We start from the raw sequence: 15598 nt of genomic DNA on the forward strand, positions 1-15598 counted from the left end.
CGGGCCGCACAGCAAGCGCGCCGCACCGGCGGCGACACACCTCGGTGTTCCCCCTCCATCGTGAAGAGCCACCCAGACGTTTGATTGACAGCCGTAAACGGATGGCGAAAGCTCTCGGCACAGGCCCTTCCATCCCAGGAGGCGCGATGAGGCGCACACGGCTGGCGATTGCCGGCGTGTCTACCCTGGTCGGCGCATTGGCGCTGACCACACCGGCGACCGCACAACCGGCGTCCGAACCGGGCAGCCGGGACAGTCTGGAGGTGTACGTCGGCACGCTTGACCCGCAGCAACTGGAGAAGCTCCGGCAGGCCGGGGCCGACCTCGACCACGGGCACAGCGAGACTGACCGGTCCGGCGACACCCACGTGGAGACGGTTCTCAGCAAACGACAGGCAGCCCGGTTGGCCAGCCAGGGCGTGCAGCTGGAGGTCAAGCGGGTACGGGGCAAGCCGGCCAGCGAGGCGCTGCGGGAGCAGGCCGCCACCGGCTGGTCCGCATTCCGGTCCTACAGCGAGCCGGGTGGCATCCGAGACGAGATCACCGCCACCGCCGCCCGCTACCCGGACCTGACGAAGGTGACGACGATCGGCCGCAGCCACCAGGGCCAACCGATCCTCGCTGTCAAGGTGACCAAGAACGCGGACCGGACCCGGGACGGCAAACGGCCGGCGGTGCTGTACGCCGGCGCGCAGCACGCCCGAGAGTGGATCACGCCGGAGATGACCCGGCGACTGATGCACCACGTCCTCGACAACTACGGCACGGACCGAGAGATCACCCGGCTGGTGGACACCACCGAGCTGTGGTTCCTGCCCGTCGCCAACCCGGACGGCTACGACCACACCTTCACACCCGGCAACCGGCTCTGGCGCAAGAACCTGCGAGACAACGACGGCGACGGGCAGATCACCACCACCGACGGCGTCGACCTGAACCGCAACTGGGGCTACAAGTGGGGATACGACAACGAAGGCTCGTCCCCCGACCCGAACAGCAACACCTACCGGGGGCCCGGCCCGCACTCGGAGCCCGAGACCCGGGCGCTGGACCAGCTGTTCCGACGGGTCGGCTTCGAGTTCTTCGTGAACTACCACTCCGCCGCCCAGCTGCTGCTCTACGGCGTGGGCTGGCAGGTCGCCACCCCCACCCCGGACGACATCATCTACGAGGCGATGGTCGGTGACGACGAGAACCCGGCCGTGCCCGGCTACGACCCGGACATCTCCGCCGAGCTGTACACCACCAACGGCGACACCGACACCCACGCCACGGTCCGCTACGGCACCCTCGGCTTCACCCCGGAGATGTCGACCTGTCAGGCCGCGGCGGCCTCCGACCCGGACGACGAATGGCTACCGGAGGACTGCGCCAGCAGCTTCATCTTCCCCGACGACGAGAAACTGATCTCCGCGGAGGTGACGAAGAACCTGCCGTTCGCCCTGGCCGTGGCGCAGTCGGCACACGACCCGGACGAGCCGGTGTCGGTCGTTGGCCGCAGCACCCCGGACTTCGTGGTGGACACCTTCGACACGTCGTACGGCCGCAACCAGCAGGTCGCCTCGATCACCCGACGGGCGCTGCGCAGCGTCCGGATGCATTACACGATCAACGACGGCCGGACCAAGACGGTCAGCGTCCGCGAGTGGCGGGGCGGTGAGCGCTACGGCGACACCCACGACGACTACTACGCCGAGCTGCGGGGCACGGTGCAGGGTGCCGAACCCGGCGACCAGGTCGAGGTCTGGTTCAGCGGCAAGAAGCCCCAAGCGGGGAAGGTGACCAGCGAGCGCTTCACCTACCAGGTGCATGATGACGTCGGTGGCGACGTCCTGGTGCTGGCGATGGAGGACGTCACCGGGCCGAGTCCGGAACAGGACGCCACCAGCGCGCAGTACGCCGACGAGATGGCCGACGCGCTGACCGCGGCCGGGCGCACCAGCGACGTGTACGACTTTGACACGATGGGCCGCCAGGCCCCGCACCACCTGGGTGTGCTGTCGCACTACCAGATGGTGCTCTGGGAGACCGGTGACGACATCATCCCGCGTTCTCCGGAACAGGTACCGGGCACCATCGCCCGAGCTGCGGTGGAGACCGAGTTGGCCGTCCGGGACTACCTGAACGAGGGCGGCAGGCTCCTGATCAGCGGTGAGTACGCGCTCTACGCCCAAGCCGCCAACGGCCTGTACGGCTACCAGCCGAACGGGCCGGCGGAGTGCACCGACCCGGACGACGAGACGTGCCTGCCGGTGCTCAACGACTTCCAGCAGTACTGGCTGGGGGCCTTCACCTACGTCAGTGACGGTGGCACCGGCGAGACCGGGCCATATCCGGTGACCGGCACCGACGACCGGTTCGCCGGCTTCGCCGGCGCGCTCAACGCACCCGGCTCGGCGGAGAACCAGGAGCACACGGCATCGTTCCTGACCACATCGGGCTTCCTGCCGCCGGAGCAGTTCCCGCAGTTCGACAGCGCGGCGCCGCTCGGCTGGGAGCGGCCGGGGGGTGCACCTTTCGACCCGCGTACCGGTGACTGGTACCTGTGGAGCGGCCAGACCAACGAGTCGTACAAGCGGCTCACCCAGACCGTTGACCTCACCAGCGCCAACGCCGCTGAGCTGCGCTTCTTCACCTCTTACGACATCGAGACGAACTGGGACTACCTGATCGTCGAGGCGCACGAGGTGGGCAGCGACAGCTGGACGACCCTGCCGGATGCCAACGGCCGGACCAGCACCGACACCGGGGCCAGCTGCGAGTCGGGCTGGGTCGAGGCGCTACACCCATGGCTCGCCCGGTACCAGGGCGAGGACTGTTCGCCGACGGGCACCACCGGCAGTTGGAACGCCGCCACCGGCGCCTCCAACGGCTGGCAGGAGCTCGTGGTCGACCTCTCCGGGTACACCGGTACGGAGGTCGAGCTGTCGATCTCGTACATCTCGGACTGGAGCACCCAGGGTCTGGGGGTCTTCCTCGACGACGCCCGGGTGATCGTGGACGGCACCACGGTCAGCGACACCTCGTTCGAGACGGACCTGGGTGACTGGGCGCTGGCCGGCCCGCCGCCCGGCTCGGCCGGGACCACGGAAAACTGGGGGCGCAGCCAGCAGGCCTTCGCGGAGGGGTCGGCGGTGGTCACCGCGGACACCGTCTACCTCGGCTTCGGCCTGGAAGGGCTGGCTCCGGAGACCCGGGCGGATCTGGTCCGGCGGACGATAGACCACCTGTTCGCGGCAGATCGCCGCTGACGGCTCGCGGCGCCGGCGGTCTGTGGAGGCCGCCGGCGCCCGTGGGGCAGCGGGTGGATGCCGTCGCATCCACCCCGGCGAAGTCCTGCCGGACCAGCCCGAATGTGGTGAGCTGGGCAGATGGATCAGATCCGGCTCGGACTGGTGCTGCACCCAACCCGGGACGTATCCGAGGTGGTCGACCTCATCGTCGATTGGGCGACGAGGCACCGGATAACGCTGGCGGTGCGGGGGTCGGACCGGCACCGGGTACCGGCGACGGTGGAACCGCTTCCCACCAAGCAGGTCGCCCCGACCAGCGACGTGCTGATCAGCATCGGCGGCGACGGCACCATGCTCGGCGCGTTGCGCTCGGCGGTCCGCGACCCGAAGCCGGTGCTCGGGGTGCACCTGGGCCAGCTCGGCTTCCTGGTCGAGGTCGAGCCGCCGGAACTGCCGACCGCATTGGCCCGGCTGGCCAACCGGGACTTCACCGTGGAGCGGCACAGTTGCCTGGCCTGTGCGGTCTGCGGGGACGACGTGGTCGCGTTCAACGATGTCGCGCTGGTTCGGCAGCCGGGCGCGGGCTTCGTCACCGCCACCCTCGCCGTGGACGGACAGCAATACGGCTACTACCGGTGCGACGCGCTGGTGGTGAGCACGCCGACCGGGTCAACGGCGTACGGCTACGCCGCCGGCGGGCCGCTGGTCTCCCCGGCCAGCGACGTGGTGGTGGTGACCCCGTCCGCGCCGATGGCGGGAATCTCCCGCTCGGTGGTCCTCTCCCCCGACGAGAGGATCCGGCTGGAGCTTGCCCCGGGCTCCGCGCCGATGGCGGTGGAGATGGACGGGCAGGTGATCCAGGACGCGGCGACCGAGGGCGCGGTGGAGGTGACCTACCAGCGCGATGCGGGCCTGGTGGTCCGCCTCGACCCGCGCCGCTACCGAGAGCGCAACCAGCTCAAGCTGAGCTTGCTGGACCTGCCTCTCCTGCCCGAGCAGCTTCGCGAGCTCCTCCCCGAAGGCCTCCGCGAGGAACTGGTGAACCGACGGCGACTCCCCCCGCACCGTTGACTCACTCGCCCGAAGCCGCCAGCACTGACGAGACCAACTCCTTCGCCTCCGCCTGGATTCGCGCCAGCTGCTCGGGGCCCTGGAACGACTCGGCGTAGATCTTGTAGACATCCTCGGTGCCGGAAGGGCGGGCGGCGAACCAACCGCTCTCGGTGGTGACCTTCAGGCCACCGATCGGAGCCCCGTTGCCCGGTGCACGGGTAAGTGTGGCCGTGATCGGTTCACCGGCCAACTCGGTCGCCGTCACCTGCTCTGGCGAGAGTCGACCGAGCACCGCCTTCTCCGCGCGAGTGGCGGGAGCGTCGATTCGGGCGTACGCGGGTGCGCCGAAGCGACCAGCCAGCTCCGTCCAGTGCTCGCTCGGGGTACGGCCGGTGGTGGCGATGATCTCGGATGCCAGCAGGCAGAGCAGGATGCCATCCTTGTCGGTGGTCCAGGTGCTGCCGTCGCGACGCAGGAAGGAGGCGCCGGCGCTCTCCTCGCCACCGAAGCCGACCGCGCCGTCGAGCAGGCCCGGCACGAACCACTTGAAGCCGACCGGCACCTCCAACAGCGGGCGCCCCAGGTCGGCGGCCACCCGGTCGATCATCGACGAGGAGACCAGCGTCTTGCCGACGGCGGCGTCCGAACCCCACCCCGTCCGGGTACGGAACAGGTGGGCGATGGCCACCGTCAGGTAGTGGTTCGGGTTCAGCAGACCGCCGTCCGGGGTGACGATGCCGTGCCGATCGGCATCGGCGTCGTTACCGGTGGAGACCGCGAACCGGTCCCGGGCGGCGATCAGCGACGCCATCGCGTCCGGAGACGAGCAGTCCATTCGGATCCGGCCGTCCCCGTCCAGGGTCATGAAGCGCCACGTCGGATCGACGGTCGGGTTGACCACGGTGAGGTCCAGCCGATACCGGTCCGCGATCTCGCCCCAGTAGGCGACACTGGCCCCACCGAGCGGATCGGCCCCGATCCGGACGCCGGCTGCCCGGACCGCGTCGAGGTCGAGCGCGGACGGCAGGTCGCTCACGTAGCGGCCGAGGAAGTCGTACCGGCCGGTGGTGTCGGCGGTGCGCGCCCGCGCGTACGGGATGCGGCGCACCTCCTTGAGCCCGGCGGCGAGGATCGCGTTCGCACGCTCCTGAATCCACGTCGTGACATCGGTGTCCGCCGGGCCGCCGTGGGTCGGGTTGTACTTGAACCCGCCGTCCTCCGGCGGGTTGTGCGACGGGGTGATCACGATGCCGTCGGCGAGCCCGCTGCTCCGCCCCCGGTTGTGGGCCAGGATGGCGTGGGAGACGGCCGGTGTCGGGACGTATCCGTCCCGGCTGTCCAACAGGACCGAGACCTCGTTGGCGGCGAGCACCTCCAACGCGTCCACCGCCGCCGGTGCGGAGAGCGCGTGGGTGTCCCGGCCGAGGAAGAGCGGGCCGTGCAGACCGTGCTCCCGCCGGTAGTCACAGAGTGCCTGGGTGATCGCGACGATGTGGTCGGAGTTGAACGCGTTCCGCAGCGGGGACCCCCGGTGCCCGGAGGTGCCGAAGGAGACCTGCTGCCCGGGGTCCGCCGAGTCGGGGTGTTCCGCGTAGTACGCGGTGACCAGCATCGCCACGTCCACCAGGTCGGCTTGCTGGGCGGGCTGACCCGCGCGGGGGTGCGTGCTCACCACGTGACCTCCTGATCCCGGCCCACATCAGCCATCTCTCGACGCTATCAAGATCCCGTGAACCCACTCCTCAGACCAGACCTGCCTCCCGCAGTAGTTGCCACAGCCCGGCCCCGTCCGGCGCGGAGAGCCACTCCTGCCCCACCGGGGGAGCCGACCCGCTGTCGCTGGCCGAGTGCGGCAGCGCGCCGGCGAGCATCGCCTGGGTCGGGGAGAGGCGGCGAATCGCGATTCCGGCGACGTTCTCCGGGTGGGACACCGCGAACTCCCGGTAGATCTCCTGGTCGTGCTGACCATCGTCGCCGACCAGCAACCACCGCACGTCCGGGAACTCCCGGGCGAGCCGGGTCAGGGTGGCCCGCTTGTGCTCCCGGCCGCTGCGGAACCAGCGGTCCGCCGTCGGGCCCCAGTCGGTGAGCAGCAGCGGCCCGGCCGGGTAGAGGTGCCGAGACAGGAACCGGGTGAGGGTCGGCGCCACGTTCCAGGCGCCGGTGGACAGGTAGAACACCGGAGCGCCGGGGTGGGCGGTAACCAGCCGCTCGTACAGCACGGCCATCCCGGGCACCGCGGCCCGGGCGTGCTCGTCCAGGACGAACGTGTTCCAGGCGGCCAGCAGGGGCCTCGGCAGCGTGGTGACCATGACCGTGTCATCAACATCGGAGATCACGCCGAAGCGCACCCGGGAGTCAAGTATCCGTACCGGCGCCTGGACCGGCTCCGCCTCCGGGACTCGGATCCGCACCGACCCCCAGCCCGGAGGCAGGTCGACCGGGACAATCGTGTCCACGAAGCCGCTGCGGTCGGTGCGCGTCTCGTGCCGCTCTCCCCCGGACTCGATGTCCACCCGGACGTGCTTGGCCGGCAGGGTGGCGAAGCTGCGCCAGCCCCGGACCTTCTCCGGCCGGCCCCGCTGCCGGTTGTCCGGCCGGCCCAGCAGCACCCGACACATCACGCGGACCCAGCCCGGGGCCCCGTAGCCCGGGTAGGCCACGGTGTGTATCCGCCAACCGGTGCGCCGTAGCCGCCGCTCGACCAGACGGTGCACGGCGTCCTCCATCCGCGCGGCCCGGTGTAGTTGGGGTACGGCCAGTTGGCCGGCGGATTTCGATGGCACACGGCCACCCTGCCACAACCGACATACCCCGGCCACGCCACCCGAACGGGCGAGGCACCGAACCGCTCCGCCCAGCCGAGAGCCTGTGACAGACTCCGGTGAGGAGGATGACGGGGGCCTGGTCGTGTCGCAACCGCTACCGCGCCGTGGACCGTGGCGCCCAGCGCTGGACCCGCCGGCACTCGTCGCGCTGGTGTTCGGGGTGGCCGGCGTCGGCTACCGGCTGCTCCTCACGCTGTCCACGATCCCGCCGTCAAACAGCGACGAGGCGACGTTCGGACTCGCCGCCCTCCACATCGCCGCCGGCCAGGAGCGACCCGTGTTCCTGTACGGGCAACACTACATGGGGATGCTGGAGTCCTACCTCGCCGCGCCCCTGCTCGCGCTCCTCGGGCCAAGCTGGCCGGTGCTGCGGCTGCCGATGCTGGCCCTCTACGCGCTCTTTCTCTGGCTGATCCATCGGCTGACCCGCCGGATCGGCTCCCCCTGGTTCGCCACCCTGGTCGTCGGCCTGCTCGCGCTCGGTTCACAGCGGGTGGTCCGAGACCAGCTGACCGTGGTGGGCGGACGCCCGGAGGGGAAGGTGGCGGTACTGCTGATGCTGCTGGTCGTGGTGGGTCTGGCCCGGGGGACGCTCCGGCACCGCCGGCTGGCTGTCGGCCTGTTCGGCCTGCTCGCCGGAGTCGCCGTCTGGTCCGACTGGCTGATCCTGCCCTACGTCGGAGCCGCCACCCTCGCGCTGCTCTGGGCGGCCCGCCGCGACCTGCTCGGCTGGGCAGGCGCGCTGCTGGTCGTCGGGGTCACGCTCGGCGTCGCACCGATGATCGCGTACTACCGCACCTCCGGCCCGGGTACGGACCCGCTCTCGGTGCTTCGCGCAGTCAACACCAATGATGACCCGTACCCGCCGCTGGCCCAGCGGTTCTCCGGTGCCGTACTGGAGGGGGTACCGCTGGCCACGGGACTCTGCCCGATCGACGGATGCGGCCGCTGGTCGGCATGGTTCGGCCTGCTCTACCCGGCGCTGCTGGTGATCGCGACCGTGGTCGCGGTCGTCGCGTATCGGCGGGCCACCGGCCGTGCCGCGCGGGTCGCCCCGGTCGTGCACCTCGCGCTGGTCGTCGGCGCGGCGTTGACCCTCCTGTCGTACGCACGCAGCCCACTCGCCGCCACGGACCCCCTCGCGAATGCTCGCTACCTGGCGCTGCTGCACCTGTCCCTACCCGCGGTGCTGTGGCCACTCTGGCAGGCGGCGGTCGTGGCACTGCGGGGTACAGCCGGTGTGTTTGGTCGCCTGGCCGGCACGCTCGCCGCAGCATTCCTCGCCGCCCTCGTCGCCACCGCTTCGCTGGTCACAATGCTCTTCGTCACCACCGGCACCGTCGTTCTCCGGGCTAACGAAAGTGCCGCCCGGGAGCTGGCGGACACGCTGCGCGCATCCGGACCCCACGAGGTCTACGGGAGCTACTGGACCTGCAACCGCCTGATCTTCAACACGGACGAGGAGGTGGTCTGCGGAGTCCTTGACGACGGGCTCGCCCCGGGACAAAACCGCTACCCCGCCTACTGGGACCGGGTCGCGGCGGCGAGCCGACCCGGATATGTGGTGGAGACCGGATCACGGCAGGAACAACGGCTGCGGCAACTGCTGGGCGCACAAGCCGACGCCTCCCTCATCGCTGACGTCGATGAGTATCGGGTCTATCACCCGGAGACACCGCATCGCCCCTCAGGGTAGGCGACCGTCATCGGGCCGCCGCCACACCCGCAAGATTTCCTCAAGGCTTGGCCCGATCGGTTCCCTACGCTTCTGACAGCCGTCACCGTAGGGGAAAGCCGACGCCGATAAGGAGCCCCGAGGTGAACCCGACCCTGCTCGGCCGCCCCCGGTCAGCGTCGACCCCGCACCCGCTGGACTGGCTGACCCTGACCGCCGGGTTCGAGGCCGCCTGCATCCTGCGCTGCGTGACCGCGCCGACGACGGCCCGACGTCAGCGTGGCGTCCCCGTCCACCCACCCGAGCGGGTGGAGTTCAACCGCGAGGACGCGGCGCAGCGGCTCCGCCACCTGCTCTACCAGCTCGAGGTTCCGGTCACGCATGAACGCGCCGTCGGCGGCCTGCGCCGCCGTTACGAGCTGCACCAGCTGACCGTCGCCCCGGCCCACCAGTCCGGGTATGCCGCCATGCTCGATGCCAGTTGGCGCCGCGGACGCGCGGAACTCATCGGTGCACCGGTACCCAGCGCGTCCGGTGCCCGACGAGTGGGGCGGACCCGGCTGGCCGCAGCGGGCTGGCGGGCCGCGCTGCTGGCCGGCGGTCGACACATCCGCCGACACATCCTCGGAATCCGGGTGACCGATCGGGACCTGGCGGCGATTCTTGTCCGGAGCGCCGCCCTGCTGGACGCGCCGGCGATACTGCGCCCCGGCACCGGCTGCTATCTGGTGAGCGTGCCACACGGAACGGCCCGTGAACGCATCATGCAGGCCACGGAACTGGGGCCACCGCCCCCAGAAATAGTGGCCGTCTGATCTCCTCGGTGGGCAGGCGAGGCGAACGGCGGTACCGCATCGGCGGACAACCGAAGTTGCGCCCGACCACTCGTACGACGCACAGTGCAGCGCGTGATCAAAAACCTGGGTCGCCGACGCGACGCGGTGCTACCGGTGCTGCTCTTGGCGATGGCGCTGCCGGGCCTCACCGGATGCCAGCACGGCCCTCCGCCAGCCACACAGATCCGCATCGCCACCGGCAGTCCCACCGCCGTCTACTACGCCTTTGGGCAGTCACTGGCCACCATCCTCAATCGGGAGCTACCGAACGTTGAGGCTGAGGTGCTGGTGACCGCCGCCTCGGCGGAGAACATCCAACTCGTGGGCGCGGGGGAAGCAGAACTCGGCTTCACCCAGGCCGACGTGCTCCCCACCGTCCCGACCACGCCGCCGACGATGGCCGCCGTTGCCCGTGTCTACGACGACCTCCTCCACCTTGTCACCACCCCGACCAGCGGCGTCCGTACCCTCGCCGACCTGCGGGGCCGGCGGGTCTCCGTGGGGGCACCCGGCTCTGGCACCGAGATCACCACGTCCCGGCTGCTCAACGTGGCCCAGCTCGGCGGAGATGAGGTACGCCGGGAGCAGCTCGGCCTGGACGACTCGGTCGAGGCGCTGCGGACCGGCCAGATTGACGCGTTCTTCTTCTCCGGCGGCCTACCGGTGGGGTCGGTGGCGACGCTGGCCGCACAGCAACGTGTCCATCTGGTCGGGCTGGGTGCGTGGAGCACGCCGCTTCGCGCTCAGCACCCCGGCTTCTACGTCTCCCGGGACATTCCCCGCTCGGTGTACGGGGTGAGCCCGGTGACCACCGTCGCCAACCCGAACTACCTGATCGTCCGCGCCGACCTGCCGGAGGGGCTGGTCCGGGAGCTGACCCGGCTACTCATGGAACGGCGCGAGGAGTTGGCGTCGGCGCACCCCGCAGCCGGCCACATGAGTCAGCGCTCGGCCATCAACACCACGCCCCTACCACTGCACCCGGGGGCCGTGGCCTGGTACAACGCGGTCAAACCGTAGCCACCGGTCAGCTCCGAGCAGAAGTGCGGGTCGCCTCCTGCTCCTTGTCGTCGGCGGGGATGGGCAGCGACGCGGGAAACCACAGGGCGGCGATCAGACCGTGCGGCTGGTTCGGACGCATACTGAGCCGGCCCGCGGAGGCGTCCACCAGGACAGCGACGATGGCCAGACCAAGCCCGGCTCCGTCGATGTTCTGCGCCTCCGGCGCCCGCCAGAACCGCTCGGTCGCCTGGTCGAGCTGGCTGGCCGTCATGCCCGGGCCGGTGTCGCGTACCTGTAGCGTTGTCCCGTCGTCCCGACCCCGAACCTCCACCGCTACCTCGCCCCCCGCGCCGCTGAACTTCACCGCATTGTCGATCAACGCATCCAGCGCCTGGTCAACGGCGGTCGGCACGGTCCTCGCGTAGGCCGGAGCAGCATCGGTCTCCAGCCGCAGCGTGATCGACCGGCGGCGCGCAAGCGGTTCCCACGCCGCCACCCGACTCGCGGCGACCGCCGCCGCGTCAACGGTCACGCGCAGGTTCTCCGTCCGCTCGGCCCGAGCCAGGGTGAGCAGAGCGTCCAACACGAGCGCCAGCCGGTCGGTCTCGGCCAGGGCAAGCTGGTGCTCGGCCTGGCCCTGCGGGTCACCCAGACTGTGCCCCAGCTCCTCGACCCGCAGCCGCAGTGCCGTCAACGGATTTCGGAGTTGGTGACTGGCGTGCGCCACGAACGCCCGCTGCCGATCCATCACGTCGGAGACGGCGTTGGCCATGTGGTTGAAGCTCGCCGCCAGACGACGTAGTTCGGGTGGGCCCTGCCGATGCTGCACGCGGGCGTTCCGGTCGCCCTCGGCGATCTCGTGGGTCACCGCGTCCAGCCCGGTGACCGGTCGCAGCACCCATCCGGCCAGGGCGAACGCGGTCGAGACACAGGCCAGCACCGCGAGCAGGCCGGCGCCGGCGAGCAGCAGCCACCAGGTGGTGACGGCCTCCCGGATCCGATCGGTGGGGGTGGTGGTGACCACCGCGCCGAGCACCTCGCCGCCGTCGTTGATCGGCACCGCGACGACGATCGGCGCGTCCACCCATGGCAGTACCGAGTCGGGCCCGCTGGCCTGCTGACCGGAGAGGGCCACGTCGAGCACTCCCCGAGTGCCCGAGGCGGGTTGCCAGCTCGGCGACGCGACCACTGTCCGCCGGTCCCGGTCGACGACCGCGGCGCTGATGCCGTACAGCTCGTCATAGCGGTCCAACTCACTGCGGATCGGGCCGATGCTGCCGCCGCGCAGCGCCGTGTCCGCCAACGACGCGAAGCGGGTGGCGTCGGCGAGCCGGTCGGCGCGGACCCGCTCGGTCTCCCGGCTGGCCAGGGTGGCCGCGAGCGGGGTCTCCAGGGCGACCAGGACCAGCACCATCAGCAGCAGATAACTGATCACCAGGCGGCGACGCACCGCTTCCTCACCCGTTCCGCAGTCGGTAACCGATCCCGCGCACGGTCTCCACCACGCGTGGGTCGCCCAGCTTGCCCCGGAGGGAGCCGATGTGCACCTCGACGGTGTGTCGGTCGGCGAAGGTGGTGCCCCAGACGTCGAGCAGAATCCGATCACGGGGCACGGCGGCCCCGGGCTGACGGGCCAGGGAGAGAAGTATGTCGAACTCCTTACGGGTCAGCATCACCTCCTGAGCGTGGATGCGGACCGTACGAGCCGCCACATCGATCTGGACCGGACCGACCTCGATTCGGTTGCGCTCTGGCGCGGCGTGGGCGGCGCGCCGCAGCACCGCCTCGATCCGGGCTTGCAACTCCACCATCGAGAACGGCTTGACCACGTAGTCGTCCGCGCCGATCCGCAGCCCCAGCACCCGGTCGCGCTCCTCCCCCCGCGCGGTCACCGCGATGATCCCGAGCTGGCTACTGCGCCGCCGTAGCTCCCGACACAGGTCGGTGCCGTCCCCGTCGGGCAGGGTGAGATCCAGCAGGGCCAGGTCGCACGGGGCGGCACAGAGCGCGGCGGCGACCGTTGCCGCGTGCTCCACCTGGTAGCCGCGCCGGGTCAGGGCCGCAGTAAGCGCGGCGGCCACCCGGTGGTCGTCCTCGACAAGCAGGATCCGCAACCAGTGCCCCCAACTCTCGCCTTCGCTGACCACGAATGGTCGCAGATGGCGACGGGTTGAGGGAGAGCGCAGCCTTGGTGGAGGCGCCCGCGCTGGGGCGCCAATCTCATGCCTCCGCCTCGGGGGCGTCGGGCCCCGTGTCTGACACCTGCAGTGCGGCCGCGATCATCTCCGCTGCCCGGCGCACCTCCGCGGTTCCCAACGGGGTCCGGGCAATCGCCAGCCGCCAATAGATCGGCCCGACGATCAGGTCCACCGCGAGACGCTGGTCGGTGGCGGCCGACAGCTCGCCGCGCTCGACGGCCCGGCCGATCACGACGAGACCGATGGTCCGCTGGTAGTCCTCAAGCGTCTGGTGGAGCTTCTCGGCGATCTGTGGGGTGCGCGCCGCCTCGGCGAGCAGGTCCGGGATGATCTGCAGGGCCATCCGATGCCGCAGCGCGCGAGCCATCACATGAAGCAGAATCTCCAGGTCACCCAGAAGGCTGCCGGTGTCGAGCAGCGGCAGGTTGCGTCCAGCCGTTGCCGAGACCAAATCCAGCACCAGATCGAGCTTGGAACGCCAGCGGCGATAGATAGCAGCCTTACTCACCCCAGCGCGGCGGGCTACCGCTTCGATGGAGAGGCGCCCATAGCCCACCTCGGCCAACTCCGCCACGACCGCACCACGGATGGCCACGGTGATGTCGTCACGCAGCACCGCGGCACCTACCGGGGAGCGCTTCTTCTCGGTAACCACGTCAACAAGGTACCGTAACGACGGTACGGTTGCGTCGCGACGCGTCGTACACTAACTTCCAGGCAGCAGTACGGCGCTTCCCAGGCCAACAACGCCCTCCTGTCGCTGTGACACGAGGCTCCCCAATGGCACAGAAGATCGGAGCACTCGACCATGGCCAACACCGCGGTGGCCAACCTCCACCCCGGGCTGACCCCCGCCGAACTCGCGCAGCGGCACGGGCTTAAGGTCGCGAACGAAAGACCACCCCTGCGCGAGTACACCCGCCAGGTTTGGGCATACCGGCACTTCATCACCGCGTATTCCCGAGCGAAGGTAACCTCGTCGCTCAGCAACACCCAGCTCGGCCAACTGTGGCAGGTACTGACCCCAATCACCAACGCGGCAGTCTACTACCTGATTTTCGGTGTGATCCTGTCCCAGGACCGCGACGTAAATAACTTCATCGCCTACCTCTGCACCGGTGTATTCGTCTTCATGTTCACCCAAACTGCGGTGGCGAACGGCACCAGTGCGATCAACGCCAATCTCGGACTGATCCGGGCCCTGCACTTCCCACGAGCTGTCCTACCCATCACGGTCACCCTGGTGCAGCTCCAGCAGCTACTCATGTCGATGGTGGTCCTGGCCGCCATCGTGCTGTTCACCGGCGAGCCGATCACCCTCCGCTGGCTACTCCTCGCCCCGATTCTGCTCCTGCAGACAATCTTCAACATCGGCCTCACCATGGTGATGGCACGATTCGGCTCCAAGGTCACCGACCTCAAGCAAATCATGCCGTTCGTGCTCCGTACCTGGCTCTACGCCTCCGGCGTGCTCTACCCGGTATCGCTGCTCCGCGACCACCTACCGGACTGGGCCGCGACCCTGCTGGAGGCCAATCCAGCACTGATCTACATCGAGCTGGCCCGGTACGCCCTACTGGAGTCGAACCGAGAGAACCTGGTCGCCACACCCATGCAGCTCTGGGGGACGGCCCTGGCCTGGACACTCGTCGTCGGTATTGGCGGATTCGTCTACTTCTGGCGCGGGGAGAAGGAGTATGGACGTGGCTGAGCAGACCCAGACCCCTGCGAACACCACCATGACAGAGTCGCAACGCGTTCCAACCGTCATCGCGGATGACGTCCATGTGATCTATCGGATTCACAAGGGTGCCACGGCGAACACCGGCGCCACCGCCGCCCTCAAACGCATCGTGTCTCGCACCAGCACCCCGAACGTTCGTGAAGTCCACGCGATCAAGGGGGTCAGTTTCACCGCCCACCAGGGCGAGGCCATCGGTCTGATCGGCAGTAACGGGTCCGGCAAGTCGAGCCTGCTGCGGACCATCGCCGGACTGCTCCCCCCGGCCCGGGGGGCGGTCTACACGCTGGGACAGCCGTCGCTGCTCGGCGTGAACGCGGCCCTACTCAACGACCTCTCTGGCGAACGGAACGTAACGCTCGGCTGCCTGGCGATGGGAATGTCTCCGGAGCAGGTCAAGCGCATTACTCCAGAGATCATTGAATTCTCCGGCATCAACGAGCGGGGCGACTTCGCTTCCCTGCCGATGCGCACCTACTCCTCCGGCATGGGGGCGCGACTGCGCTTCGCCATTGCCGCCGCGAAGGAGCACGACGTGCTGCTCATCGACGAGGCGCTGGCCACCGGAGACCGAAAGTTCCGGATCCGCAGTGAACAGCGCGTCCGCGAGCTACGGGCAAATGCGGGCACGGTCTTTCTGGTCAGCCATTCGCTCAGCTCGATTAAGGACACCTGCGAACGAACCATCTGGCTAGAGGGCGGCGTTCTGAAGATGGACGGCCCGACCGACGAGGTCTGCCGGGCATACGAAGGCAGGTAGCCACACCCCACGGGTGCGTCATAAACCGATTGGTTTCATGACGCACTCCGACTGCCATTCAGCGGCCGGATTCGGGCGGCGGCCACGGCCACTATATGGCCCGCTCCAGGAGGAGGGTTGGCTACGCCCTCAGGTCCACCCACCCCAGATGCTTCAGCGTCATGGGGTTGTTTGTCCCATTCCCGTGATTGTCCCTAGCCGGGACTCCTCCGTTGCCCGACCGTTCTGACGTACCGTCCGCCCATCGGCGACGTAGAGATCTACTGCCCAAG

At 69.4% G+C, this 15598-nt stretch carries 12 protein-coding genes; 7 read left to right on the forward strand and 5 right to left on the reverse strand.

Annotated elements, in window-relative coordinates:
* Window positions 1–146: 146 nt before the first annotated feature.
* Together SALPAC6_RS0110070 and SALPAC6_RS0110075 are read left to right on the forward strand one after the other, a co-directional pair.
* Window positions 147–3251 (forward strand): M14 family metallopeptidase, encoded by a 3105-nt coding sequence (locus SALPAC6_RS0110070; RefSeq protein WP_018253293.1) that lies wholly within the window; start codon window positions 147–149, stop codon window positions 3249–3251.
* Between the two features lie 120 nt (window positions 3252–3371).
* On the forward strand, window positions 3372–4304 hold the full coding sequence (locus tag SALPAC6_RS0110075; RefSeq protein WP_018253294.1) for an NAD(+)/NADH kinase: 933 nt from the start codon (window positions 3372–3374) through the stop codon (window positions 4302–4304).
* A gap of 1 nt (window position 4305) precedes the next feature.
* Here the strand turns inward: SALPAC6_RS0110075 and pgm are convergent, their stop codons facing one another.
* Window positions 4306–5961: a phosphoglucomutase (alpha-D-glucose-1,6-bisphosphate-dependent) gene (gene pgm, locus SALPAC6_RS0110080; protein WP_018253295.1), complete on the reverse strand. Its 1656-nt coding sequence runs from the start codon at window positions 5959–5961 to the stop codon at window positions 4306–4308.
* A gap of 67 nt (window positions 5962–6028) precedes the next feature.
* Window positions 6029–7015, reverse strand: a complete 987-nt coding sequence (locus tag SALPAC6_RS0110085; protein WP_080636151.1) for an App1 family protein — start codon at window positions 7013–7015, stop codon at window positions 6029–6031.
* Window positions 7016–7196: 181 nt separating this feature from the next.
* Here SALPAC6_RS0110085 and SALPAC6_RS0110090 point away from each other — a divergent pair, with 181 nt between their 5' ends.
* The 3 genes from SALPAC6_RS0110090 (at window position 7197) to SALPAC6_RS0110100 (ending at window position 10645) form a co-directional block, all read left to right on the forward strand.
* Window positions 7197–8810 (forward strand): hypothetical protein, encoded by a 1614-nt coding sequence (locus SALPAC6_RS0110090; RefSeq protein WP_026189505.1) that lies wholly within the window; start codon window positions 7197–7199, stop codon window positions 8808–8810.
* Between the two features lie 122 nt (window positions 8811–8932).
* Complete coding sequence (locus SALPAC6_RS0110095; protein ID WP_018253298.1) at window positions 8933–9604, forward strand: hypothetical protein; 672 nt, start codon at window positions 8933–8935, stop codon at window positions 9602–9604.
* Window positions 9605–9688: 84 nt separating this feature from the next.
* On the forward strand, window positions 9689–10645 hold the full coding sequence (locus tag SALPAC6_RS0110100; RefSeq protein ID WP_018253299.1) for a TAXI family TRAP transporter solute-binding subunit: 957 nt from the start codon (window positions 9689–9691) through the stop codon (window positions 10643–10645).
* Window positions 10646–10652: 7 nt separating this feature from the next.
* Here the strand turns inward: SALPAC6_RS0110100 and SALPAC6_RS0110105 are convergent, their stop codons facing one another.
* The 3 genes from SALPAC6_RS0110105 to SALPAC6_RS0110115 all read right to left on the reverse strand — a co-directional run bounded on the left by SALPAC6_RS0110105 (window position 10653) and on the right by SALPAC6_RS0110115 (window position 13480).
* Complete coding sequence (locus SALPAC6_RS0110105; protein ID WP_018253300.1) at window positions 10653–12077, reverse strand: sensor histidine kinase; 1425 nt, start codon at window positions 12075–12077, stop codon at window positions 10653–10655.
* Between the two features lie 7 nt (window positions 12078–12084).
* Window positions 12085–12741 (reverse strand): response regulator transcription factor, encoded by a 657-nt coding sequence (locus SALPAC6_RS0110110; protein WP_018253301.1) that lies wholly within the window; start codon window positions 12739–12741, stop codon window positions 12085–12087.
* Window positions 12742–12847: 106 nt separating this feature from the next.
* Complete coding sequence (locus SALPAC6_RS0110115; protein WP_018253302.1) at window positions 12848–13480, reverse strand: TetR/AcrR family transcriptional regulator; 633 nt, start codon at window positions 13478–13480, stop codon at window positions 12848–12850.
* 153 nt (window positions 13481–13633) lie between these two features.
* Between SALPAC6_RS0110115 and SALPAC6_RS0110120 the strand changes: the two genes are divergently transcribed.
* Window positions 13634–14536 (forward strand): ABC transporter permease, encoded by a 903-nt coding sequence (locus tag SALPAC6_RS0110120; protein ID WP_018253303.1) that lies wholly within the window; start codon window positions 13634–13636, stop codon window positions 14534–14536.
* On the forward strand, window positions 14523–15326 hold the full coding sequence (locus SALPAC6_RS0110125; RefSeq protein WP_018253304.1) for an ABC transporter ATP-binding protein: 804 nt from the start codon (window positions 14523–14525) through the stop codon (window positions 15324–15326). Before SALPAC6_RS0110120 ends, SALPAC6_RS0110125 begins: the two co-directional genes overlap by 14 nt.
* Window positions 15327–15598: the final 272 nt, after the last annotated feature.

This window comes from Salinispora mooreana (assembly GCF_000379065.1).
Classification (GTDB): domain Bacteria; phylum Actinomycetota; class Actinomycetes; order Mycobacteriales; family Micromonosporaceae; genus Micromonospora; species Micromonospora mooreana.